The organism is Pseudarthrobacter raffinosi, assembly GCF_023913735.1.
Classification (GTDB): Bacteria; Actinomycetota; Actinomycetes; order Actinomycetales; family Micrococcaceae; genus Arthrobacter; species Arthrobacter raffinosi.
The window spans coordinates 37,980-61,102 of the sequence record NZ_JAMXBH010000021.1 but is presented as its reverse complement, the minus strand read 5'-3'; the positions used below and the strand labels follow the sequence as shown (position 1 = coordinate 61,102).

At 64.0% G+C, this 23,123-nt stretch carries 21 protein-coding genes and 2 tRNA genes; 5 read left to right on the top strand and 18 right to left on the bottom strand.

What is annotated here, in order from left to right; all coding sequences use genetic code 11:
- The first annotated feature begins 4 nt into the window (after positions 1-4).
- The gene (gene pknB, locus NG698_RS17690) at positions 5-1,942 is read left to right on the top strand and encodes a Stk1 family PASTA domain-containing Ser/Thr kinase (protein WP_308216197.1); all 1,938 of its coding nucleotides are present in this window, start codon (positions 5-7) and stop codon (positions 1,940-1,942) included.
- A gap of 102 nt (positions 1,943-2,044) precedes the next feature.
- Here pknB and NG698_RS17685 read toward each other — a convergent pair whose 3' ends face one another.
- The 3 genes from NG698_RS17685 to NG698_RS17675 are packed head-to-tail and all read right to left on the bottom strand — an operon-like array spanning position 2,045 to position 3,656.
- Positions 2,045-2,686 (bottom strand): aminodeoxychorismate/anthranilate synthase component II, encoded by a 642-nt coding sequence (locus NG698_RS17685; RefSeq protein WP_252600925.1) that lies wholly within the window; start codon positions 2,684-2,686, stop codon positions 2,045-2,047.
- Entirely contained in the window at positions 2,683-2,853 is a 171-nt protein-coding gene (locus NG698_RS17680; protein WP_167349826.1) for a hypothetical protein, read from the bottom strand. Before NG698_RS17680 ends, NG698_RS17685 begins: the two co-directional genes overlap by 4 nt.
- Positions 2,854-2,855: 2 nt before the next feature.
- Entirely contained in the window at positions 2,856-3,656 is an 801-nt protein-coding gene (locus NG698_RS17675; protein ID WP_374209947.1) for a class E sortase, read from the bottom strand.
- A gap of 175 nt (positions 3,657-3,831) precedes the next feature.
- On the opposite strand from NG698_RS17675, the gene NG698_RS17670 reads away from it, so the two are divergent.
- Positions 3,832-4,086, top strand: a complete 255-nt coding sequence (locus NG698_RS17670) for a cell division protein CrgA (protein ID WP_056342777.1) — start codon at positions 3,832-3,834, stop codon at positions 4,084-4,086.
- A gap of 18 nt (positions 4,087-4,104) precedes the next feature.
- A complete protein-coding gene (locus NG698_RS17665) occupies positions 4,105-4,737 on the top strand; it encodes a DNA-3-methyladenine glycosylase I (RefSeq protein ID WP_252600924.1) in 633 nt (210 codons plus the stop codon).
- Between the two features lie 223 nt (positions 4,738-4,960).
- On the opposite strand, the gene NG698_RS17660 is transcribed toward NG698_RS17665, so the two are convergent.
- The 3 genes from NG698_RS17660 to NG698_RS17650 form a co-directional block, all read right to left on the bottom strand.
- Positions 4,961-5,434 (bottom strand): carboxymuconolactone decarboxylase family protein, encoded by a 474-nt coding sequence (locus tag NG698_RS17660; protein WP_252611319.1) that lies wholly within the window; start codon positions 5,432-5,434, stop codon positions 4,961-4,963.
- Positions 5,435-6,089: 655 nt separating this feature from the next.
- Entirely contained in the window at positions 6,090-6,971 is an 882-nt protein-coding gene (locus tag NG698_RS17655; protein ID WP_252600918.1) for a rhomboid family intramembrane serine protease, read from the bottom strand.
- A gap of 8 nt (positions 6,972-6,979) precedes the next feature.
- The gene (locus NG698_RS17650) at positions 6,980-7,525 is read right to left on the bottom strand and encodes a peptidylprolyl isomerase (RefSeq protein WP_252611317.1); all 546 of its coding nucleotides are present in this window, start codon (positions 7,523-7,525) and stop codon (positions 6,980-6,982) included.
- Positions 7,526-7,680: 155 nt separating this feature from the next.
- On the opposite strand from NG698_RS17650, the gene NG698_RS17645 reads away from it, so the two are divergent.
- The gene (locus NG698_RS17645) at positions 7,681-8,652 is read left to right on the top strand and encodes a hypothetical protein (RefSeq protein ID WP_252611315.1); all 972 of its coding nucleotides are present in this window, start codon (positions 7,681-7,683) and stop codon (positions 8,650-8,652) included.
- A 136-nt stretch (positions 8,653-8,788) separates the two neighbouring features.
- Positions 8,789-9,664, top strand: coding sequence for a glycosyltransferase family 2 protein (locus NG698_RS17640; protein ID WP_252600910.1), 876 nt, complete (start codon positions 8,789-8,791; stop codon positions 9,662-9,664).
- Between the two features lie 26 nt (positions 9,665-9,690).
- Here the strand turns inward: NG698_RS17640 and NG698_RS17635 are convergent, their stop codons facing one another.
- From NG698_RS17635 to dnaA, 12 genes are all read right to left on the bottom strand, one after another.
- On the bottom strand, positions 9,691-10,635 hold the full coding sequence (locus NG698_RS17635; RefSeq protein WP_252600908.1) for a DMT family transporter: 945 nt from the start codon (positions 10,633-10,635) through the stop codon (positions 9,691-9,693).
- Positions 10,636-10,722: 87 nt separating this feature from the next.
- Positions 10,723-10,798: transfer RNA gene (locus tag NG698_RS17630), tRNA-Ala, on the bottom strand.
- A 72-nt stretch (positions 10,799-10,870) separates the two neighbouring features.
- A complete protein-coding gene (locus tag NG698_RS17625) occupies positions 10,871-10,987 on the bottom strand; it encodes a DLW-39 family protein (RefSeq protein ID WP_210412373.1) in 117 nt (38 codons plus the stop codon).
- A 69-nt stretch (positions 10,988-11,056) separates the two neighbouring features.
- Positions 11,057-11,130: transfer RNA gene (locus NG698_RS17620), tRNA-Ile, on the bottom strand.
- A 99-nt stretch (positions 11,131-11,229) separates the two neighbouring features.
- Positions 11,230-11,901, bottom strand: coding sequence for a DUF3566 domain-containing protein (locus NG698_RS17615; RefSeq protein ID WP_252600906.1), 672 nt, complete (start codon positions 11,899-11,901; stop codon positions 11,230-11,232).
- The gene (gyrA, locus tag NG698_RS17610) at positions 11,898-14,576 is read right to left on the bottom strand and encodes a DNA gyrase subunit A (RefSeq protein ID WP_252600904.1); all 2,679 of its coding nucleotides are present in this window, start codon (positions 14,574-14,576) and stop codon (positions 11,898-11,900) included. The genes NG698_RS17615 and gyrA overlap by 4 nt, the downstream gene beginning before the upstream one ends.
- Before the next feature lie 59 nt (positions 14,577-14,635).
- Complete coding sequence (gene gyrB, locus NG698_RS17605) at positions 14,636-16,726, bottom strand: DNA topoisomerase (ATP-hydrolyzing) subunit B (protein WP_252600903.1); 2,091 nt, start codon at positions 16,724-16,726, stop codon at positions 14,636-14,638.
- 374 nt (positions 16,727-17,100) lie between these two features.
- Positions 17,101-17,658: a DciA family protein gene (locus NG698_RS17600; RefSeq protein WP_056342749.1), complete on the bottom strand. Its 558-nt coding sequence runs from the start codon at positions 17,656-17,658 to the stop codon at positions 17,101-17,103.
- A complete protein-coding gene (recF, locus tag NG698_RS17595; protein WP_252611313.1) occupies positions 17,651-18,853 on the bottom strand; it encodes a DNA replication/repair protein RecF in 1,203 nt (400 codons plus the stop codon). Before recF ends, NG698_RS17600 begins: the two co-directional genes overlap by 8 nt.
- Before the next feature lie 45 nt (positions 18,854-18,898).
- Positions 18,899-19,783 carry a phosphogluconate dehydrogenase (NAD(+)-dependent, decarboxylating) gene (gnd, locus tag NG698_RS17590; RefSeq protein WP_252611311.1) on the bottom strand — a complete coding sequence of 295 codons (885 nt, stop codon included), beginning with the start codon at positions 19,781-19,783 and terminating at the stop codon, positions 18,899-18,901.
- A 103-nt stretch (positions 19,784-19,886) separates the two neighbouring features.
- Positions 19,887-21,011, bottom strand: coding sequence for a DNA polymerase III subunit beta (gene dnaN, locus NG698_RS17585; RefSeq protein ID WP_058930635.1), 1,125 nt, complete (start codon positions 21,009-21,011; stop codon positions 19,887-19,889).
- Positions 21,012-21,537: 526 nt separating this feature from the next.
- Positions 21,538-22,959 (bottom strand): chromosomal replication initiator protein DnaA, encoded by a 1,422-nt coding sequence (dnaA, locus tag NG698_RS17580; RefSeq protein WP_056342735.1) that lies wholly within the window; start codon positions 22,957-22,959, stop codon positions 21,538-21,540.
- Positions 22,960-23,123: the final 164 nt, after the last annotated feature.

Genomic DNA, 23,123 nt, shown 5'->3' with positions numbered 1-23,123 from the left:
GACAGTGAGTGATTCGGCCCGCACCCCGCTCCACCGGGAGGACAGCCTCCCGGTGGATAACCAGCGTGTCCTCAGCGGCCGCTATGAACTCGGCGGAATCATCGGCCGCGGGGGGATGGCGGATGTCCACCGCGGAGTGGATACCCGGCTTGGCCGGACCGTTGCTATCAAGCTTCTCCGCCCGGATATGGCCCGTGATCCGCAGTTCCAGGCGCGCTTCAAACGGGAAGCGCAGTCCGTGGCGGCGCTGAACCACCCGTCCATCGTCGCCATTTACGACACGGGCGAACATACGGTTCCGGATGGCTCGGAGGACAGTGTCCGGGTGCCCTACATCGTAATGGAGTTTGTTGAGGGCCGGACCATCCGCGACCTGATCCGGGCCAAGGAAGTCAGCATTGACCAGGCCATCGACTTCTGCCTGGGCGTGCTTTCTGCCCTTGAATACAGCCACAAAGCGGGCATCGTCCACCGGGACATCAAACCTGCCAACGTGATGTACTGCGAAGGCTCCAATTCCGTGAAGGTCATGGACTTCGGGATTGCCCGGGCAATCGCCGATTCATCCGCCACCATGACGCAGACCCAGGCCGTGGTGGGCACTGCCCAGTACCTCTCGCCCGAGCAAGCCCGGGGCGAAACAGTGGATGCGCGCAGCGACCTCTACTCCGCAGCGTGCCTGCTGTACGAAATGCTCACCGCCCGCCCGCCCTTTATTGGTGACAGCCCCGTGTCCGTGGCGTACCAGCACGTCAGGGAAATCCCGGAGCCCGCGAGCAGCGTGAACCCGGAGGTCTCGGCCGCCCTGGACAGTGTCCTGGCCAAGGCTCTGCAGAAGAACCGGGCGGACCGTTTCCAGGACGCGGCCGCCTTCCGGCGTGCGCTGCGCGCCGCCCGGGCGGGCGTGTCCGTGCCCGCGCTGGCCGCAACCGAAGCCCCCACCGATCCCAACGACCACGTCCCGACGCCGGAACGCCCGCCCGTGACAGAGGCGTTCGGGCTCACCGGAGCCGGCTTCCTGGACGATGTCCCCACCGGCCGGCAGCGCAGCGCGGACGACACCCGGACTGACGGCGTACCGGTCATGGCGGCCGCCACCCGGGGACAGTCGGATGTCGATGAACTGCCCTTGGGCTTCGCTCCGGAACGCGAGCGGACCGCCCGGCAGAAGTCCCGTCGTCGTACGTGGATTGCCACACTGGTGATCTTCACCCTGCTGGTTCTTGGCGGCGGCGGTCTCTGGCTGTACAACATCATGAACCAGCCAGCTCCAGCGCCGCCCAAGGTGGCGGTCCCGGCGGTGGCGGCCCTGACGGAGTCGGCGGCCCTGCAGGAACTTTATGGTGCCAACCTGCGGCCGCAGATCAAACGGAACAAGCACGAGACCATACCCAGCGGGACGGCCATCGGCACTGACCCGGTGGCCGGAACCTCGCTTGACCCCAATGCGGAGGTGATCCTGAATATCTCTGAAGGCCCAAGCGCCGTCAAGATTCCGGAGAACCTTCCGGGCCAGACAGAAGCCGCGGCGCGGGACATCCTGCGCCAGGCAGGACTCGTGGGAGCCCCTTCCACCACCACAGCCAACAGCGCCACCGTTCCCGGCGGCAGGGTGATTACCACCAGCCCGGCACCGGGCCAGATGGTGGGGGTGGGCACCACGGTGGAGATCGTGATTTCCACCGGCAAGGTGTCCATGCCTGAACTGCGCGGCCGCACGCGTGCCGAGGCGGAAACGGCGCTGAAGGAACTGGGCCTGGTCCCCAACGTCCAGGAAGTGGAGAACTCCCAGGTGGAGGCGGGCCGGGTCACGGATCAAAGTGACCCCGTGAATGCCGCCGTCGATCAGGGCAAGACCATCAATATTGTGGTGGCCAAGGAACCGGCCCCGCCGCCATCGCCATCGCCAACGGCCACGCCCTCAGCCACTAAAAAGGGCTAGGCCTCCACCCGCTCCTTAAAGCAACGCGGGGTCACTTCGCGCCCATCCCGAAGGGGAACATGGGCGCGAAGTGACCCCGCGTTGTTCGTGCGTGTGTTCCGGTCAGTGCTGGATGAGGGGGCTCAGCGTGGAGGCACGGGCGGCGGCTCCCGCCATTCCCAGGGACTCGAGCCAGTTGCCCAGCATCTGGTAGCCGCCTTCGGTCAGGACCGACTCCGGGTGGAACTGCACCCCGCACAGCGGTGCAGTGCGGTGCTGCAGGCCCATCACGACGCCGGTCGCGGTCTCGGCGGTGATCTCCAGGACGTCGGGGATGGTGTCCCTTACCGCTGCCAGCGAGTGGTAGCGCGTCGCTGTCACGGGGGAGGGGAGCCCGGCGAAGACGCTGGTGCCGTTGTGCTCCACCAGCGAGGTCTTGCCGTGCATCAGCTCTGGCGCGTGGGTCACTGTGCCGCCATAGGCTTCGGCCAGGGCCTGATGGCCCAGGCACACACCGAACATCGGCTTGTTGTTCGCCCCGCACCACTTGATCAGCTCAATGCACACGCCCGCCTCGGCGGGGTTACCCGGACCGGGTGAGATGAGGACGCCGTCGCGCGTTTGTGCCATCTCGATGGCTTCAGCGAGGGTCACGTCGTCGTTGCGGACAACGGTGGTCTCGGCGCCGAGTTCCTGGAGGTAGCCCACCAAGGTGTAAACGAAGCTGTCGTAGTTATCTACGACCAGGATTTTGGTTGTGGTCATGGCTGGCTTGCAGAACCAATCGTTGAGTCGGTGAATGCGGTGAACCCGGACATCCATGGGAACAGGAACTGAACCATCAGGATCAGTGCGCCGGCGATGAGCACCAGCGACGTGAGGATCCGCAGCCAGAGGGGGCCCGGCAGGTGGCGGAAAATCCAGCCGTACATACTCAGTTTCCTCCCACCGCTGCGGCCACCTGGGCGGCGATCTCGGCCGGCGGGCCCGCCGAGGCAGGCTGCCAGCTATCCAGCAGCGCGTACGCGATGATGCGTTCCTCGGCGCCGAAGCGCGGATTGCAACTGGTCATGGTGAGGAAGCTTTCGGTGGGAGTGACGCCGGGGCGGGTGGGGACCGGTTCCAGGACATCGGTCCGGGACGGCATCACAATCTGGTTGTTGCGGAAGACATAGATGTAGTAGCCGTCCTTGGTCTGGACGTAGATTTTGTCCCCCGGGACAAGGGTGTGGATATTGTCCAGGACGGCACCATGGGTCTGCCTGTGGCCGGCCACCGCGAAGTTACCGGCCGCGCCGGGCATGGCGGTGTTGGCGTAATGGCCAAGCCCCAGCGTATCCAGGACATCCCCGGTGGTTCCCTGCACGATGGGCCGCGTGTAGTTGGGGCCAAAGCGGGGGATATACATGATGCCGATGGTGCCGGCATGGCCTGGCGCCGCGGCAACGGCCGGGGTGCCGTAATCCACGGGCGCTGCCGATGGATCCGGTTCCGGACTCGCGGGCACCGCGCCGCCCAGCCCCTGGGCGAACTCCTTGATGACGGCACTCTGCTTGGCGTCGGATTCGATGTTGGTCCACCACAGCTGCCAGCCCACAAAAAGCAGGAGGATAATGCCGGCTGTGATGAGCAGTTCGCCGAGCACCTGCACTGTGCCACGCAGAATCGAAGCGCGCGCGGGCGCCGCACGGGCGGGCCTCCTAGCGGCGCGCCTCGCCTTCTCCTGCACTACCACGCGTTCTCCTCCGGGGTGGCCGCGCTGGGCGTTTGAATGCCCTGAACTACGGCTAGAATTGGCTGCTAGTAAGAATCCAGATTTGACCAAGATCGCGCAGACCGCTGGCAACTTCCTTCTTGCAGGATATCAAGCCCGCGGCGCCGAGCTTGCTCCAGTCCGCCAAGGAGAGCACGTGCCCGAGTCAAAGCCTCGCAAGAAGACTTCCAGCGCCGCGCAGCCCGCTTCCGGGGCGCAGGCGTATAAGCCCAACGCTGTTTGGTTCAAGCCGGTGATGTTCGGCCTGATGATCATCGGGCTCTTCTGGATCATCACGTTCTACATCAGCGAGGGCCGGTTTCCTGTCCAGGCCTGGGAGTCGTGGAACATCGTGGCCGGCTTCGGCATTGCCATCATCGGCTTCCTGATGACCACGCGCTGGCGTTCCTGACCTGACCGCAGGACCCGCATGACTCCCGCTGCCGCCGCCCAGCCCCTAAACGAGGGTGTGGACGGAACAGTCCTGGGCGACGACGGCCTCGCCCGTCCGCCGTGGGCCGCCGTGGATCCGCTGTTGCGCGAGTACTACGACTCCGAATGGGGCCTGCCCGTCCGGGACGAACAAGGCCTGTACGAGCGCATCTGCCTTGAAGGCTTCCAGGCAGGTCTCTCGTGGGCAACGATCCTCCGGAAGCGCCCCGCCTTCCGTCAGGCTTTCCTCGACTTCCAGCCGGACGCTGTTGCCGCTTTTACGGAAGCGGATGTTGAGCGCCTGCTCCAGGATCCCGGCATCGTCCGCAACCGGCTCAAGATCCGTGCCGCCATCACCAACGCCCGGGCCACCATCGCGCTGCGCGAGCGGGAAGGCCTGGTTGACTTCGTGTGGCAGTTCCAGCCCCGGGCCACTCCCCAGCCGGTCACGCACGCGGAGATCCCCACGCAGTCACCGGAATCGGTGGCGCTCTCCAAGGCGCTGCGGACGCAGGGATTCTCGTTCGTTGGCCCCACCACCATGTTCGCGCTGATGGAAGCCATCGGCATGGTGGACACCCATCTTCTGGACAGCCACCGGCGCGGATCCTCAGGCGTCTGGACCGGCTGACCTGCCGCTCCGCGGGGAACTGACCGGACGCCCCGCCGGCGCCTGTTGTCCACAGCTGTTGGGAAAGTTATCCACAATGTGCATAACTTTCCCGGGGCCGGAAGCGATATCCGCCCGTGCAGGCCATGGCGCACGGGACCGGATCCAAAGCGCTCGGACGGACAGTTATTAACAGTGTGGATTGGCTGTGGATAATTCACACCGCCCGAACGGAATGTCCCAGTCAGCGGTCCCGGCGGACCGGATGGTGGCTGGTGATGGACACCCGGTTAAAGGCATTCATGGTGATCACCAGCCAGCTGACCGCCGAAAATTCATCGGCGCTGAGGTGCTGACGCGCATATCCTTCCTCAAGCTCGGTTGTCCGGTGGTCCGGCAGTTCGGTGATGCATTCTGCCAGGGCAAGGGCAGCCCGCTCCTTGTCCGTGAACAGGGCTGTCTCCCGCCACGCCGGCAGGACAGCAAGCCGCTGATGGCTCTCCCCGGCCTCCATGGCGTCCCGTACATGCATGTCGAGGCAATAGGCACAGCCGTTGATCTGGGAGATCCGCACGTTGAGCAGCTCTATGGTCTTGCGGTCAATCCCGGCCGCGTCGGCGGCTTCGCGCACTTTCAGCCCCAGACCGTTGAGAGCGCGCCATACCGCGGGGTGCTGCTTGTCGAGGTAGATGTGCTGGGTTGTTGCGGTGGCGCTCAAGGCGGTCCTCCTGGCTGGAAGCTTGTTGGGTCCGATGCTGCGTAGGAACACCCTCGCACACACACGTGTTATCCACTTACTAACACTGGACTACCCACAAGTTGTCCACAGTTGTGGATAACAATCCACAGGACGGCCCGAGCGGACCCCTCAGCTGCCCCAGTCGGGGAAACACCGAAGGTTAACTACATGTCTGTAAGTTGTTAACACTGTGAATAACCCTGTTGATACGGGCAGGCCGGATCCCCTCCTATGGGCCCCCGGCGCGGGAAATTGCCAGGATATCCACAGGTCGGGCTCAAATGGCTTGTTTTTCCACTTAACCACAGGCGCATCCCCAGGTCTTGTCCACAATTGTGGACAACAGGATGACGAAATCCGGCAAAAGGGCGGACACCCGGGAGCAGGGGCACATCGAAATCCTGAACTACACCCGTGTAAGTTACTAACAGTGTGGATAACCCCTGTGGATAACTTAGGCGCCGTCGTCATGGGCCTGACGCGGACCACGGGCTGCTCGCACGCCGGGACGCACGCAGCAAGTGAACGGGCAGCGCGGTGCGGAGGCCTCACGAGGCACAGAAAAGACCCCGGCGTCCGTTGGGACACCGGGGTCTAAGCGGTCTGTTGGAGCTGGGCCTGAGGACCCGGACGGTCAACCGGCCGTGACGCGGAGCCAGCTCGCCAGGGCCAGCAGGAGAAGGACGGCGACCAGTCCGGCCGCGTGCAGCAGGCCCTGCCGTGGGCCCCGGGGCGTGTATGCAATCACGGCAGCGCAAAGGGCGCCTGCGACGAGCCCGCCCAGGTGCGCCTGCCAGGCGATCTGGGGGACCACAAATCCGATCACGCCGTTGATGGCGATCAGGACCCACAGTTGCCGCGTATCCCCGCCGCGGTGTCGCTGTACCAGCAGCATCGCCCCGAAGAGTCCAAAGATCGCCCCCGAGGCGCCCACCACTCCGGCAAGAGGCACGCCAGGCACGTAGCCGGGGGTCAGCAAGAGATAGCCGACAGACCCTCCGATGGCAGAGATGAGATACAACGCCAGGAAGCGGACCCGGCCCAGAAGCGGTTCGAGTGCCTGGCCGAAAATCCACAGCATGTACATGTTCAGCACAATGTGGAGGATGAATCCCTGGGAGTGCAGGAACGCCGCCGTCAGCATCCGCCACGGTTCGAACTCACCGAATTCGGGAGTGGCAAAAACATTGGCGAACGCCAGGTTCTGGTAGATCCACTCGCCGGGCACCACCCATTGCAGAACGTACATCACCGCGCACAGGGCGATAATTCCAAACGTCACTATTGGTTTTCCGGTTGCCACGGCGCCGCCGTAGACAGTCTTGACCGCCGGCGTCGTGCGCTTTGTTTCGTTGACGCAGTCAACACACTGGAATCCGACGGCGGCCGCCCGCTGGCAGTCCGGGCACGCTGGGCGGCCGCAGCGCTGGCAGCGCACATAGGAGGGCCGGTCCGGGTGCCTGGGGCACACCGGAACCTGCGCGGACGGCTCGGCCGCCGGAATTCCGTAGCTCATGTGATGGGTTAGAGCTGCTCGATGTCGATGCCGTTGATGGTGACGTCCTCAACCGGGCGGTCGCCCATTCCGGTGCGGATGCCCTCGATGGCGTCGACGACCTTCTTGGAGTCCTCGTCAGCAACCTCGCCGAAGATGCTGTGCTTGCCCTGCAGCCAGTCGGTGGGGATGGTGGTGATGAAGAACTGCGAACCGTTGGTGCCCTTGCCCGCCTGGATGCCGGCGTTGGCCATGGCCAGTTTGTAGGGGGCGTTGAAGCTGAGTTCGGGGTGGATTTCGTCATCGAACTTGTAGCCGGGTCCGCCCACGCCGCGGCCCAGCGGATCGCCGGCCTGGATCATGAAGTCCTTGATGATGCGGTGGAAGATGGTGCCGTCATACAGCGGCGTGCCAGTCTTGTCCTCACCGGTCTCGGGGTGGGTCCAGGCCTGCTCCCCGGTGGCCAGGCCAACGAAGTTCTTGACCGTCTTCGGCGCATGGTTGCCGAACAGATTAACGACGATGTCGCCGAGGCTCGTGTGGATGGTTGCTTTTGCAGTTGCGATTGCAGTCATGCCGCCTATTCTTTCACGGCAGGTCAACGTGGAAGGGGCTGGACCGGCAGTTCCGCGCTGGGTGAAATCAGGTGTAAATCCGCGGGAAGAATAGCCCGTGCAGGTCAAGGCACGTAGGCTAACAACAGAACCGTCACATTAATCGGGAGGTAGTTGTGAAGAAATCGGATCGTATTGCCCGTGACCTTGAACAGTCAGTCAACAGCGCAGTTGAGAGCGCCAAGGACTGGGCATCCCCCCGCGTGGAAGCAGCAGTGGATTGGGCAGTTCCCCGCCTGCAGCATGGCCTGGACACCGCATCTCCCAAAATCCAGGAGGGGCTCAAGACCGCGGCCCACAACCTTGCCGACGGCGTCGCAACAGTGACGCCGCGCATCCAGGAGGGGCTCGCCCAGCTCGCCCCGAAAATCCACGACGCCGTTGAGGTCGCCACTCCGCGCCTGTACGAAGCGCTGGACAAGGCCACTCCCGTTATCCAGAACGCCCGGGACCGCGTGGTGGTGGAATACCTGCCGCGCCTTTCGGACCAGATCGGCCACGCGTCCGACGCCGTGCACCGCACCTTGGAAAGCGCGCCGTCCCACGTGGACGCCGTCGCCCAGCGGCTTGCCGATTCCGGCGTCGTGCATTCCCTCCAGGAGCAGGCACAGTCGGCCGGCACGCAGCTCAAGGCCGCCGCGCACGAAGCCGGTAAGGCCGTAGGGGTCCAGATCGCCCAGCCGCAGAAGCCCAAAAAGCGCGGCTGGCTGGTGTTCGGCATCATCGCCGCAGCCGTTGCCGCCGGCGTCGCCGCCTGGAAGGCCTCCAAGCCCGTGGAAGACCCGTGGAAGACCCCTTCTCCTGTCACACCTACTCCGGCGCCGGTTCCTGCCACCACCGTGAACGACGCCAAGGACACGGCCGGGGACGCAGCCAGCAAGGCTGCGGCCGCCACCGCTTCGGCCGCGGACGCCGTGGCCGGCCAGGCAGAGGATGTTGCCGCCGACGCGGAGGACGCGGCCGAGAAGGCCAAGCACGTCGCCGATGAATCGGCAGACGCAGCAGCCAAGGCGTCCACCGATGCCAAGACCGCCATCAAGAACATTGCGGCCAACATGAACGGTTCCGCGGACAAGGGCAGCAACTAGCACTTCCGGCGCCCTCGCGCCGCCCACGGAAGGGGCTCCGCCTGGTGCGGGGCCCTTTCAGTGTTTTCCCAGTGTTTGTCCGGGCTGGACCCAGTCGCTGGCGGGACGAACCCTGATCGGTGCTAAATTTGAACTGATGTCAGCCGATAAATCCTCTGGGGATGCCTTGAACGACGCAGCACAGCTGCCGCTCGTGTCCATTGTCATCCCGGCTTACAACGAGGAAAGTGTCATCCGGCAGTGTCTCATCGCTGCGGTGTACCAGTCGGTGCCGGCCCACGAAATCATCGTGGTGGACAACCTCTCCACTGACCGCACCTCCGCCATCGTGGCGCAGATGCAGCTGGAGTATCCGGAAAGTCCCATCATCCTGCTCAGCCAGGACCGGGACCAGGGCCTGATTCCCACCCGAAATTTTGGCCTAAACCATGCCACCGGCGACGTCCTGGGTCGCATTGATGCCGATTCCGTTGTCGAGCCGGACTGGGTGGAGCAGGTCCAGAAGGCCTTTTTTGATCCGTCAGTCCAGGCAGCCACCGGGCCGGTGGTCTACTACGACATGCCGATGCGGCGGTTCGGGCTCAAGGCAGACGACAAGATGCGTCAGCTGATGCTCAAGCTCGCCAAGCACCAGTACCACTTCCTGTTCGGCTCCAACATGGCCCTGCGGGCTACGGCATGGGAAACCATCCGGGACGAAACCTGCCGGGACGAGAAGGACGAGATGCACGAGGACATCGATCTCTCCCTGCACCTTGCCGACCACGAACTCAAGGTCCAGTACTGGCCCCAGATGGTGTCCGGGATGTCCGCCCGCCGGCTCGAGGATTCACCGCGGGACTACCGGTACTACGTGACCCGCTTCGACCGCACGTACAAGGCGCACAACGTCAAGAAAATGGCCCTCAAGGCACCCATGGTGGTGTTCTTCTCGGTCTACTTCCCGGCGAAGCTCCTGCGGGCCATCCACACGGTCAACACCGCCCAGTCTGTCCGCCGCGGCGGACAATAGGCCCGGTTTCCGGCTGTTGCGCGGCCTCAGTCCGTTCCGAGTTCAGCCAGACGATCCGACGGCGGTTCATCCCCACGCGCGGCGGAACCTTCGCGCCGTTTCCTGAAGCCTGACCGCTGTCCCAGAACCACGACGGCGAGGCCCACGAGGATGAGCCCCAGCCCGCCGTAGGTGCCTGCAGGCAGTGTCTCGTGCAGGAATACCGCGGCCAGCACGGCTGCGCCGGGGATCTCCAGCAGGATGATCATCGACACCAGCAGCGGGCTCATGGTGGCCAGCAGGTGATTGAAGGCTGTGTGGCCCACCAGTTGGGCACACACGGTGATGGCCAGGATCCCCACCCAGCCAACGGCGTCGAACCCCACCAGCGGCTGGCCGCTGAAGAGCGCCAGCACCGCCACAAAGGCAGCGCACATCCCGTAGCAGAGCGTGGTGTATGTTCCCGTGGTCATGGTCTGGCGGGCCTTGCCGCCGGCGAGCGTGTAGAGGCCGGCCAGGGCCCCACCGGCGACAGCCAGCAGGTCACCCAGAAGCGCGTCCGGCGAGGATCCCATGTCGAACCCGGTGATGGTGACAACACCACCAAAGGCGATCCCCAGCCCTGCCAGCACCTGCCAGCGGTGCCTGGTGCCGCGGAACAGCTGGAAGACCGCAATCCAGGCCGACTGCAGGCAGACCAGGGCGGTGGCGGCAGCCACGGAGGTGAGCTGGAGGGACGTGATGAAGCAGGCAAAGTGCAGGGCCAGGGCGACGGCGGCGAGCAGCGACCAGCTGAACTCGGGGCCGGTGATCCGGCCGAACTGCCGGGGTTCGCGGACCACGGTGGGAGTGGCCATGACGGCGGCCCCGATGGCGTTGCGCCAGAAGGCGATGGCGAGGGCACTGACGGTGGTGGCACCGAGGGTCGCGGCGATCAACGGCCCGGACGACGCCACACCCAGGACGCCCACGGCCGCAAGAAGAAAGTTCACCGTTCAACCCTACTGTCCTGCTATAACACTGTGCCGCCTTAACGACAGAATCCCGGACAGCTTTTCAGCTGTCCGGGACTCTCCTTATGGTGGAGGCACGGGGACTCGAACCCCGAACCCCCTGCTTGCAAAGCAGGTGCGCTACCAATTGCGCCATGCCCCCATAAGAAGCAACCCGTCAATCATACCCTAGAACCGTGGAGCCTTTTGCAAGCTCCCGGTCCGGGAATCCGGCCTATTCGACCTTGTCGGTCGACTGGCTCCAGACTGTTTTCCGGGCCTCGGATTCCTGTGCTTTCCTGTAGAGCAGGACGCCTGCGATCGCAGCTGCAAGTACCAGCAACTTCTTCACATGCTCCCCGTTCCGATCCTGCCTGCCGTGAAGCAAACCGAACCTTCCTTCGAACCTGCACAGGTTCCGTGGGCGTACCAGGACTTGAACCTGGGACCTCTTCGTTATCAGCGAAGCGCTCTAACCGCCTGAGCTATACGCCCCGATGCCTCATCGGGCCGAGACATGACTTTACAGCACATCCCGGCCCGATCTCAAATCGAGGCATTTCGCCGGAGAATTTCCGGTGAAATTAAGGGTTTTCAGTCGTCCGTGAGGGTGACGCCGATGCCACCAACAAGCGTTGCGGAGATGTTGTAAAGCACCGCTGACAGCATGGACAGCGCCGTCAGCAGGACAACGTTCACCACGGCGATAATCGTGGCAAAGGAAGCCACCTGGCCCAGGGATGCGACCTTCTTCAGTTCGAACCCGCCGCCTTCGGAGCCTGCCAGGGTGCCCAGGAGGCTGTCCACCTGGTCAAAGATTCCGGTGAGGTCCAGGACAGTCCAGAGGACGATGGCGGCCACCACGGTGACGATTCCCAGCGCCACCGACAGCAGGAATGCCATCTTCAGGACCGACCAGGGATCCACCTTGCTGACCAGCAGCCGTGCACGCCTGACCTTGGCCTTGGGTGCAGGCTTGACCAGGCCGGGCTGGGCCTGCGGAGACCGGCCCTGCACTGGGCGCTGGCTGTCCTGTGCTGCCGCCTGCCTGCCCTGTCCGGCACGCTGGCCGGTCTGGCCTGCCGGAACCCGATCCTGCGCAGGGCGCTGGCCGGGAACGGCCGGCCGCTGCCCCGGCGCGCCTGCAGGGGCCGGTGGGCGCTGCTGCGGACGGACGGGGGCGTTCACCCGGGGTGCGGCCGCGGGCGGCGGCGTTCCGCCGGGTACATTGCTGCTCGGCTTGGGATATGAGTCGGGATTACTCACTCGTTACCTCCGGTGTAGTCTTCGTTCGGCTCAGCGTCGCCGGAGGCGTCCTCTGACTCAACAGCCGGTGATGTTTCTGCCGTTGTTGCTGACCCTGCGGATCCCTCGGGGGACCCGGCCTCTTCAGCCAACGTTACGTCATCGTCCACGGATTCTTCGCCCTCGAGGCCGCGTTCGCTGTTCCTGGCCACTTCAATGATGCGGTCATTCTTGTCCGGCTTCGCGAAGATAACACCCATGGTGTCGCGGCCCTTGGCCGGTACGCCGGCCACGGATGAACGGACAACCTTGCCGCCTTCCATGACCACCAGAACCTCGTCCTCTTCCTGAACAATCAGGGCGCCCACGAGGTGGCCCCGTTCCTCTTGGTACTTGCCCACCTTGATGCCCAGGCCGCCGCGGCCCTGCAGGCGGTATTCCTCCACCGCGGTGCGCTTGGCATACCCGCCCTCGGTGACCACAAAGACGAACGAACCGTCCGTGACGACGTCCGCCGCCAGCAGTTCATCGTCCTCGCGGAACTTCATGCCGGTGACACCGGACGTGGCCCGGCCCATGGGACGCAGGGCATCGTCGGTGGCGGTGAAGCGGATGGACTGGCCCATGCGGGACACCAGCATGAGGTCATCCGTTTCGGAGACAAGCTGGGCGGAAACCAGCTCGTCCTCGTCACGCAGGTTGATCGCGATGACGCCGGCGGAGCGGTTGGTGTCGTAGTCCTCCAGCCGGGTCTTCTTGACCAGGCCGCGCTTGGTGGCCAGCACCAGGTAAGGGGCCTGCTGGTAGTCCCTGATGTCCAGGACCTGGGCGATGTGCTCGTCCGGCTGGAAGGCCATCAGGTTGGCGACGTGCTGGCCCTTGGCATCACGGCCGGCCTCCACCAGTTCGTACGCCTTCGCCCGGTAGACCCGGCCGAGGTTGGTGAAGAAGAGCAGCCAGTGGTGGGTGGTGGTCACGAAGAAGTGCTCCACCACGTCGTCGCCGCGGAGCTGGGCGCCCTTGATGCCCTTGCCGCCGCGCTGCTGCGACCGGTAGTTGTCGCTGCGCGTGCGCTTGACGTAACCGCCGCGGGTAATAGTGACAACCATTTCCTCTTCGGGGATCAGGTCCTCCATGGACATGTCGCCGTCGAAGCCCATCAGGATCTTGGTGCGGCGGTCATCACCGTGCTTGGCCACGATTTCGCCCAGCTCGGTGCTGATGATTTCACGCTGGCGTTCCTCGGAGGCAAGGATCGAGTTGTACTCGGCGATCAGGGCCTCAAGTTCGGAATGGCGGTCCTGGATCTTCTGGCGTTCCAGGGCTGCCAGGCGGCGCAGCTGCATGTCCAGGATGGCCCGGGCCTGCAGTTCGTCGATGTCCAGCAGCTGCATCAGTCCGTCGCGCGCGGCTTCGGTGGTGTTGGACGCACGGATGAGCGCAATGACTTCGTCCAGCGCGTCCAGTGCCTTCAGGAGGGCACGCAGGATGTGCGCCTCTTCCTCGGCTTTGCGCAGGCGGTAGCGGGTACGGCGCGCAATGACGTCCAGCTGGTGCGTTACCCAATGGCGGATGAAGGCGTCCAGGCTCAGCGTGCGCGGAACCCCGTCCACGATGGCCAGCATGTTGGCGGAGAAGTTGCTCTGCAGGTCGGTGTGCTTGTACAGGTTGTTCAGCACCACCTTGGCCACGGCGTCGCGCTTGAGCACAATGACCAGCCGCTGGCCGGTGCGGCCGGAGGTCTCGTCGCGGAGGTCCGCAATGCCGGATATCTTCCCGTCCTTGACCAGTTCGGCGATCTTGATGGCCAGATTGTCCGGGTTGGCCTGGTAGGGCAGTTCGGTGACAACCAGGCACGTACGGCCCTGGAGTTCCTCGACGTTGACCACGGCGCGCATGGTCACGGAGCCGCGGCCCGTCCGGTACGCGTCCTCAATGCCCCTGTGGCCGAGAATGGTCGCGCCGGTGGGGAAATCGGGTCCCTTGATACGGAGCAGCAGCTCTTCGAGCAGTTCCTCGCGGCTGGCCGTCGGATTGGCCAGGTACCACTGGACGCCGTCAGCTACTTCGCGGAGGTTGTGCGGCGGAATGTTGGTGGCCATGCCCACGGCAATGCCGGACGAACCGTTGACCAGCAGGTTGGGGAAACGGGCCGGCAGGATGGTGGGTTCCTGGTTCTTGCCGTCGTAGTTGTCCTGGAAGTCGACGGTTTCCTCGTCAATGTCACGGACCATCTCCATGGCCAGCTGGGACATTTTCGTTTCGGTGTACCGCGGGGCGGCGGCACCGTCATTGCCCGGCGAACCGAAGTTGCCCTGGCCCAGGGCCAGCGGGTAGCGCATGGTCCAGTCCTGGATCAGGCGGACCAGCGCATCGTAGATCGCGGTGTCGCCGTGGGGGTGGTACTGGCCCATGACCTCGCCCACCACACGGGCGCACTTGTTGAAGGACCGTTCCGGCCGGTAACCGCCGTCGAACATCGCGTACAGCACGCGGCGGTGCACGGGCTTGAGGCCATCGCGCACGTCGGGAAGGGCACGGCCCACAATAACGGCCATGGCGTAGTCCAGGTACGAGCGCTGCATTTCCGTTTGCAGGTCCACCTGCTCCACGCGGTCAACCAACACGTCGCCTTCAAGAACGGCTTCCGGAAGATCGGCGGATTCCGCCGGGTTCTCTGGTGTCTCGTCACTCATCGTTTATATTTTCCGTTTCAGGTATATGTCGGGCTTGGAATATCTACTCGGTGAACCGGTCAGATATCCAGGAACCTGACGTCCTTGGCGTTCTGCTGGATGAAGTTTCGGCGGGACTCCACGTCTTCGCCCATTAGTGTGGAGAAGGTCTGGTCCGCTGCCAGGGCATCGTCCATGGTGACCTGCAGGAGGGTCCGGTGGTCCGGGTCCATGGTGGTGTCCCACAGCTCGGTATAGTCCATCTCACCCAGGCCCTTGTAGCGCTGGATGCCGTTGTCCTTCGGGATACGGCGGCCGGCGGCCTGCCCGGACAGGAGCTTGGCATCGCGCTGCTTGTCGCTGAAGACGTAGTCGTGCGGCGCGTTGGACCACTTGATCCGGTACAGCGGGGGCTGCGCCAGGTACACGTAGCCGTTTTCGATCAGCGGGCGCATGTAGCGGAACAGCAGCGTCATGAGCAGCGTGGTGATGTGCTGGCCGTCAACGTCAGCGTCGGCCATCAGCACGATCTTGTGGTACCGGAGCTTGCTGAGGTCGAAGTCCTCGCCGATGCCGGTGCCGAACGCGGTGATCATGGACTGGACCTCGGTGTTGCCCAGGGCCTTGTCCAGCCGGGCCCGCTCCACGTTCAGGATCTTGCCGCGCAGCGGCAGGATGGCCTGGGTTTCAGGGTTGCGGCCGCGTTTGGCGGAACCGCCGGCGGAGTCGCCCTCCACGATGTACACCTCGCAGCGGGCGGGATCCTTCGAGGAACAGTCGGACAGCTTGCCGGGCATCCCGAAGGATTCCAGCGGGCTCTTGCGGCGCGCATTGTCACGGGCCTTCCGGGCGGCCATCCGGGCCTGGGCTGCGGAAATGGCCTTGCGGATGACATCTCGGGCGGGGCCGGGGTTGCGTTCCAGCCAGTCACCCAGGCCGTCGGTGACAACGCGCTGGACGAAGCCCTTGACCTCGGAGTTGCCGAGCTTGGTCTTGGTCTGGCCCTCAAACTGCGGCTCGGCCAGCTTCACGGAGATGACCGCCGTGAGGCCTTCACGGATATCGTCACCGGTGAGGTTGTCGTCCTTTTCCTTGATGATGCTCTTCTCCCGCGCGTAGCGGTTGATGAGGGAGGTCATCGCGGCGCGGAAACCCTCTTCGTGGGTGCCGCCCTCGTGGGTGTTGATGGTGTTGGCGTAGGTGTGGACGCTCTCGGAATACGCGTTGGTCCACTGCATCGCCATCTCCAGCGCGATGTGCCGTTCCGTGTCCTCGGTTTCGAAGGAAATGACGTCCTCGTGGACAACATCAACCTTCTTGCCCGAGTTCAGGTGCTTCACATAGTCCAGCAGGCCGTCGTCGTACTGGTACACCACGGTGCGGTGCTCAGCGGTGACTTCACCTTCGGTGACCACCACGTCAAGGTTAAGGTCCTCATTGGCGTCCGCGTTCGACGCTGCGGTGCGCTCGTCCGTGAGCGTGATCCGCAGGCCCTTGTTCAGGAAGGCCATCTGCTGGAAGCGGGCGCGGAGCGTCTCGAAATCAAACTCAGTGGATTCGAAGATTCCCGCGTCCGGGTAGAAGGTCTGGGTGGTGCCGGTGGTGGCGCTCTCTTCGCCCTTGACCAGCCCGCCCTGGGGCTTGCCGCCGTCGGCGAAGGACATCCGCCAGACGTTGCCCTGCCGCCGGACTTCAGTGTCCACCCTGCTGGAGAGCGCGTTCACCACGGAGATACCCACACCGTGGAGGCCGCCCGAGACTGCGTAACCGCCGCCGCCGAACTTGCCGCCGGCGTGCAGGATGGTCATAACCACTTCGACAGTGGGCTTGTGCTCGGTGGGATGCATGTCCACGGGGATGCCGCGGCCATCATCTACAACTTTGACGCCGCCGTCGGCCTGCAGGACTATTTCGATGTGCGTGCAGTACCCGGCCAGCGCCTCGTCAACAGAGTTGTCCACCACTTCATAGACCAGGTGGTGCAGGCCGCGCGGCCCGGTGGAACCGATATACATGCCCGGGCGCTTGCGGACGGCTTCGAGGCCCTCAAGTACGGTGATGTCGCTTGCGCCGTATTCCCGGGGTGTCACGGCCTCCGCCGGCGTATCGGGGGTAGGGACGTCCTCCGTTGCGCGTTCCACTGCCTGGGTATCTGTATTGTCGTTAGCCACAGGTGCTGTCGACTCCTCTTTTTCGATGATGGCCGGCGGCGGCCTTCCAGTGGAAAGCATCCGCCAACAGGCACAAGCTGATGGCGCTGACGGATACGTCGACGTGCAGGACCGAAGTCCGCCTGCGGAGAGCGTGCGGAAAACGGACTCAGTCAACGTTTCACCGGCGCCCAGTTATCTGCTGTGATTCTATCGTGAAATGGGCCGCAAACCCGCATTCCGGCGGGCGTCGCGGGACCTTGATGTGCCGATGCGAGGCCATTGACCCCGCCTAGGGCGCCCTCGAGGTCCCGCCTCCGGGTGCCTATACGCCCTAAGGCCGTTAGCTCGCCCTACACGCCGCCGGACGAATATTCAAGAGTCGACGGCGGCGGCTAACCGTAGGTATCGCGCGGCCCGCGGCCGTTGACGGTACGTCCGCCCTTGCGCCAGCTGGGTGCTGACGGGCCGAGCACCTGGATGCTGGTGACCACGCCATCGCCCAGTTCCGTGCGGAACTTCTCCAGCAGGCTGTTGCTCAGCAGCCGCAGCTGCGTGGACCAGGCCGTCGAGTCGCAGCGCACGTGAAGGGTGGTATCGGTGAAGCTCTCCGGGGTGCAGTGCGCTGAAATTTCCGGGCCAACCAGCGTGGCCCACTCTGCCATGACCGAACCCACCGCTACTGGCGAGCTCCAGCCGCGTTCGGCCACGAGGCGTCCCACCACTTTGCCGAGCCCCAGCGGATCACGGCCGGTGGAATGGAACTGGCTGAAACCCCGGGTATCCCGGATCCCACCCTTTGTCTTGGCGGCGCCGGCCTTGGGGGGTGCCTTCCGGCGGATTTCGCCGCGTGCGGCCGCGGCCTCACGCATGCGGTTCAGCGCAGCCTGCGGCGCGTCGATGTTGTCAGGATCCCGGCCAGGCTGCAGCCCGCCCTTTTCATCCTTATTCATCGATTCCTCCCGGGACGACCTTCACCCGCCGGCCGGAGAGTTCCTCCGGGATATCGGCGTCGACGGCGGCGGTCACCAGGACCTGTTCCGCGCCGGAGACTATTGCCGCCAGTTTACGCCGGCGCTGCACATCCAGCTCGGCGAAAACGTCGTCGAGGATGAGGATCGGTGCAGACCCGCCGGTCCTCGCGTCATCGAGCATGACGTAATAGGAAGCAAGCCGGAGTGAGAGGCACATCGACCAGGTTTCGCCGTGCGAGGCGTACCCCTTGGCGGGCGCTTCGCCGAGAATCAGTTCGAGCTCATCCCGGTGCGGCCCCACCAGGGAAATTCCGCGCTCAAGTTCCTTGCGGCGGGAGGCTGCAAAGGCCTGGACATAGCGGCCGGTGAGGTCCTCAACGGTGAGGTCCCGCAGATCTTCGGCAGCGGCGGACCCATCCGTCAACGAACCGCCACCGGCACCCGGTGCCGCGCCGCCGTCGTCGTCCATCAGATTTTGGAGGGTGGACCGGTAGAGGGCGTTGGCTTCCTTGGACCCATCCGTGAGCTGGGCATACGCCTTGGCCAGGTGCGGGCTCAATAGTTCCACCAGTTCCAGCCGCGCGTGCAGCAGCTCGGCGCCCGCCCGGGCCATGTGCTGGTCCCAGACATCGAGGGTGGCCTCGTGTCCGGCAGTGAATTTTCCGGCCCGGGCGGATTTGAGCAGGGCATTGCGCTGCTTCAGGACACGGTCATAGTCCGTGCGCGTCGCCGCGTGCCGGGGCATGAGGCTGACCAGCAGCTCGTCGATGAACCGGCGGCGGTTGGACGGATCTCCCTTGACGAGCGCCAGGTCCTCGGGGGCGAAAAGCACCGTCTGGCAGATCCCCAGGAGATCCCTGGCCCGGACGGGATTGCTGCGGTTGATCCGCCCCCGGTTGGCGCGGCTGGCGTTGATCTCAAGTTCCAGGACCGTGGTCTGCCCGCCGCGGACCAGGCGGGCCCGGACCAGCGCGCGGTCCGTGCCGAACCGCAGCAGCGGGGCATCGGAGCTGACCCGGTGCGAGCTGAGGGTGGCCAGGTACCCGATGGCCTCCATGAGGTTGGTTTTGCCGATGCCGTTTGCCCCGACGAGCACGGTGACCCCCGGTTCGAGGGGAAGGTCAACCTGGGCGTAGCTGCGGAAGTCAGTGAGCGAAAGGTGTTCTAGGTACACGCGGTGTTCGACAATTCTCGGAACCGGCGGGTCCCGGGGTGGAGGTTACTTGGCGGGACGGGTGGCATGCCCGCCGAACTGGTGGCGCAGCGCGGAAACCATCTTCATGGCGGGCGAATTCTCCTCGCGGGAGGAGAAGCGTGCGAAGAGTGCAGCCGTGATGGCCGGTGCCGGAACCGCGTTGGCGATGGCTTCCTCAACGGTCCAGCGTCCTTCGCCCGAGTCCTCGACGTAGTCATCGATGGATTCCAGTCCCGGGTCCTCGTCCAGTGCCTTGACCATGAGGTCCAGCAGCCACGACCGGACCACGGTGCCCTTCTGCCAGGCGCGGAACGTACCGGGCAGGTCGTCAACAATGTCCTTGGCGGCCAGCAGTTCGTATCCTTCGGCGTACGCCTGCATCAGGCCGTATTCGATGCCGTTGTGGACCATCTTGGCGTAGTGTCCGGCACCGATTCCGCCGACGTGGACAAAGCTGTCCGCCCGCTCGCCTTCGGGACGGAGCACATCAAAAACCGGCAGGGCCCGCTCAATATCGGCAGCGTCGCCGCCAGCCATGAGCCCGTACCCGTTCTGGAGGCCCCACACTCCGCCGGAAACGCCGCAGTCGGCGAAACGGATCCCCTTCCCGGCCAGCGCGGCACCGTGTTTCTGGTCCTCGGTGAAGCGGGAGTTGCCGCCGTCGATCACCAGGTCGCCGGCGTCGAGCTTGTCCCCGAGTTCGGTGACGACGGCATCGGTGATGTCGCCTGACGGGACCATGACCCAGATCAGCCGCGGGGCCGGAACGGCCGCAATGAGCTCATCCACGGAGGCAACGTCGGTGACCTCGGGGTTGCGGTCAAAGCCGGTAACCTCAATGCCACCCTTGCGCAGGCGTTCGCGCATGTTGAAACCCATCTTGCCAAGGCCGATCAGTCCAATATGCACGGGGGTCTCTTTTCTGCGCGGGGTTGGCTGTTGCTGAACGGGGCAGCCCAACTAGGTCGCACTAAGTGTCGTTATGAGCGCCCATAACGACGTTTTCTGCTACCTAGTTGGGAAGGCGGACGGGCATAACCAGGTAGCGGTAGTCGTCCTGGTCCTCACCGTCGGCGTCTGCCTGAGCCGTGATCATCGCGGGCTTCGGCGCCGTGGTGAAGGAGAACCTGACGTACTTCGTTTCGATGACGCTCAGGCCCTCCACCAGGTAGTGCGGGTTGAAGGCGACGGTGATGTCGTCACCGGAGAGCTGGGCTTCGAGTTCTTCGGAGGCCTGGGCATCTTCGCCGGTGCCGGCGTCCAGGTGCAGCAGTCCTTCGGTGAAGGCGAGGCGTACCGGGGTGTTGCGTTCGGCCACCAGCGACACGCGGCGGACGGCTTCCACAAGTTCCTGCGTTTGGACTGTTGCGTGGATGGGGGTGGAATCCGGGAACAGCGAGCGGATCTTGGGGTAATCGCCATCCACAAGCAGCGATGTGGTGGTGCGGCCGCCGCTTTCGAAACCGATCAGGCGGCTGTCATCGTCAGCAAGGGCGAGGTTGATGTCGCCGCTGTTGCCAAGGGTCTTAGCCACTTCGTTGAGGGTTTTTGCCTTGACCAGCGCACTGGTGGAAATTCCCGGTGTGGTGGGCTTCCACGGCACTTCGCGCATGGCCAGACGGTAGCGGTCGGTGGCCAGAAGCGTGATGAGGTCGTCCTCGATCTCCATCCGGACGCCGGTCAGGATGGGGAGAGTGTCATCCTTACTGGCCGCAATGATCACCTGGGACACAGCTTGGGCGAATGCGTCACCCGGGACGGTGCCGCTGATGGCGGGTAACGCAGGCAGCGGCGGGTATTCGGCCTCGGGCATGGTGGCCAGGTGGAAGCTGCTGCGGCGGCAGGTCAGCGTCACCTTGTTGCCATCGGTCTCCACGACCACCGGAGCGGAAGGAAGGCTGCGGCAAATGTCTGCGAGGAGGCGTCCGGAAACGAGGATGGTTCCCTCGGCGGTGATGTCCGCGGGGATGTCCAGCCGTGCGGAGGTCTCGTAGTCAAAGCTCGAGAGGCTGACGGTGCCGGCTTCAGCCTTCAGGAGCAGACCCGACAGCACTGGAACCGGCGGCCGCGGAGACAACGACCGGGCTGTCCAGGTGACGGCTTCTGCCAGGACGTCCCGTTCGACTCTGAACTTCACGGAAGGGTGCCGCCTTTCATTGCTGCTGCCTTGTCTGAACCGGAAACTCCCACAGGGAGCCCAAAGTAGTGGCGCCCCAACAACGGAACCTGCATGGTTCATCGAGTGCTGAACCACAAAGAAACCCGAGGATGGGAGCGCTGCTGACAGCTTAGCCGGAAGACGGCTGATTAACCCATCCCCGGTCAGGACGCCTGGGGTCCGGAGGCCCTTGGGCCTGGGCCGGTTCGGGTGCGGATCGAGATTGTTATTTGAGGGAAATCAATTTATTGGGATTAGAAGTGTTAATAACTGCTGTGGATACTGTGGATAACTCGATCCGGCCGCAGGATCCAGCGGTTAAGCCCTGTTCATGGATTGTGGGTGACGCAGGTTTTAAACAGGCTGTGGATGGGGATAACAATTTTTGGGTTTTCGCTGATCCACAGGCGGCTTAAGGGTTTTAAGCCCATTAAGTTCGGTTGTCCCCTTAAGTATCCACAGGGTTATCCACATGCACCTGTTAATAAGGTATAGAGACGACGGCTTAGGAGTTGCGCTGCTGCTGTTTGATCCTGTTGGTGAGTTCGGTGACCTGGTTGTAGATCACACGACGCTCAGCCATCAGCTCACGGATTTTGCGGTCCGCGTGGATCACAGTGGTGTGGTCGCGGCCGCCGAGTTCCTGGCCGATCTTCGGCAGGGACATGTCCGTGAGCTCGCGGCAGAGGTACATGGCGATCTGCCGGGCGGTCACCAGCGTGCGGGTCCGGGACTTGCTGCAGAGTTCCTCCATGGTGAGCTTGAAGTACTCCGCCGTCTGGATCAGGATCTGGCTCGACGTGATTTCCTGGGCGCCGTCGTCCGTGATGAGGTCCTTGAGGACCATCTCAGCCAACGCAACATCGACCGGCTGGCGGTTCAGGCTGGCGAATGCCGTCACCCGGATCAGTGCGCCCTCGAGTTCGCGGATATTGCTGGAGATCTTGGAAGCGATGTATTCCAGGGCATCGTCCGGGGCGGAGAGACCTTCGCTGAGCGCCTTCTTCCGCAGGATGGCGATGCGGGTCTCGAGCTCGGGCGGCTGGATGTCGGTGAGGAGGCCCCACTCGAAGCGAGACTTCATCCGGTCCTCGAAACCTGCCAGCTGCTTGGGCGGCAGATCCGAGGTGATGACCACCTGTTTGTTGTTGTTGTGCAGGGAGTTGAACGTGTGGAAGAACTCCTCCAGCGTCCGGTCCTTGCCGGCCAGGAACTGGATGTCATCGATCAGCAGCACGTCCACGTTGCGGTACGTGGTCTTGAAGCTGGCGCCTTCGTCATCGCGGATGGAGTTGATGAAGTCGTTGGTGAACTCTTCGGAGTTCACGTACCGGACCCGGATTCCGCTGTACAGGCGGCGGGCATAGTGGCCGATCGCGTGCAGGAGGTGGGTCTTGCCCAGCCCGGAATCACCGTAGATGAACAGCGGGTTGTAGGCCTTGGCGGGCGCTTCGGCCACGGCCACGGCAGCTGCATGGGCAAAGCGGTTGGACGAACCGATCACAAAGGTATCGAAAACGTACTTGGGGTTCAGCCGGCCGAACTCGTGGGAAGTGCTCGGCAGCATCGGCTGCGGCTTCTGTTCGATCAGCTGGTCCGGCGAGTAGGAAGGTTCGACGACGGGTTCCGGCTCCGTGTGAAGGGGCACCAGATCGGTGTCCACGTCGATTGCGCAGCGGATGTCCTCGGAGAAAACGTTATGCAGGGCGTCATCCAGGGCGTCCTTGACCTGGGTCTGAAGGACTTCACGGGTCAGTTCGTTGGGTACGGCCACCAGGAGGGTGGATCCGATCAGGCCCTGGGCCTGCGCCAGGATGACAAAGCCCCGCTGCCGTGGAGATACGCGGTCGTCCTGCTCGAGCAGGCTCACAACCCGACGCCAGGAACTTCCGACAGTATTGGCGTGGTTGGCTTCGTCTACTGTCATCAATCAGTTCCTCAAACTTGCGTGCCTGCATTACGTGCAGCCCCAAGTCCCGAACCAGGACTCTGGTTCAGCTTCATCCACAGGGTTATGCACAGTCCGTGGATAATCGGCTACTGAGCCACTCTAGGGGAACAAAAGGCCAGAAGATAGCTGGGAAGTAGCTT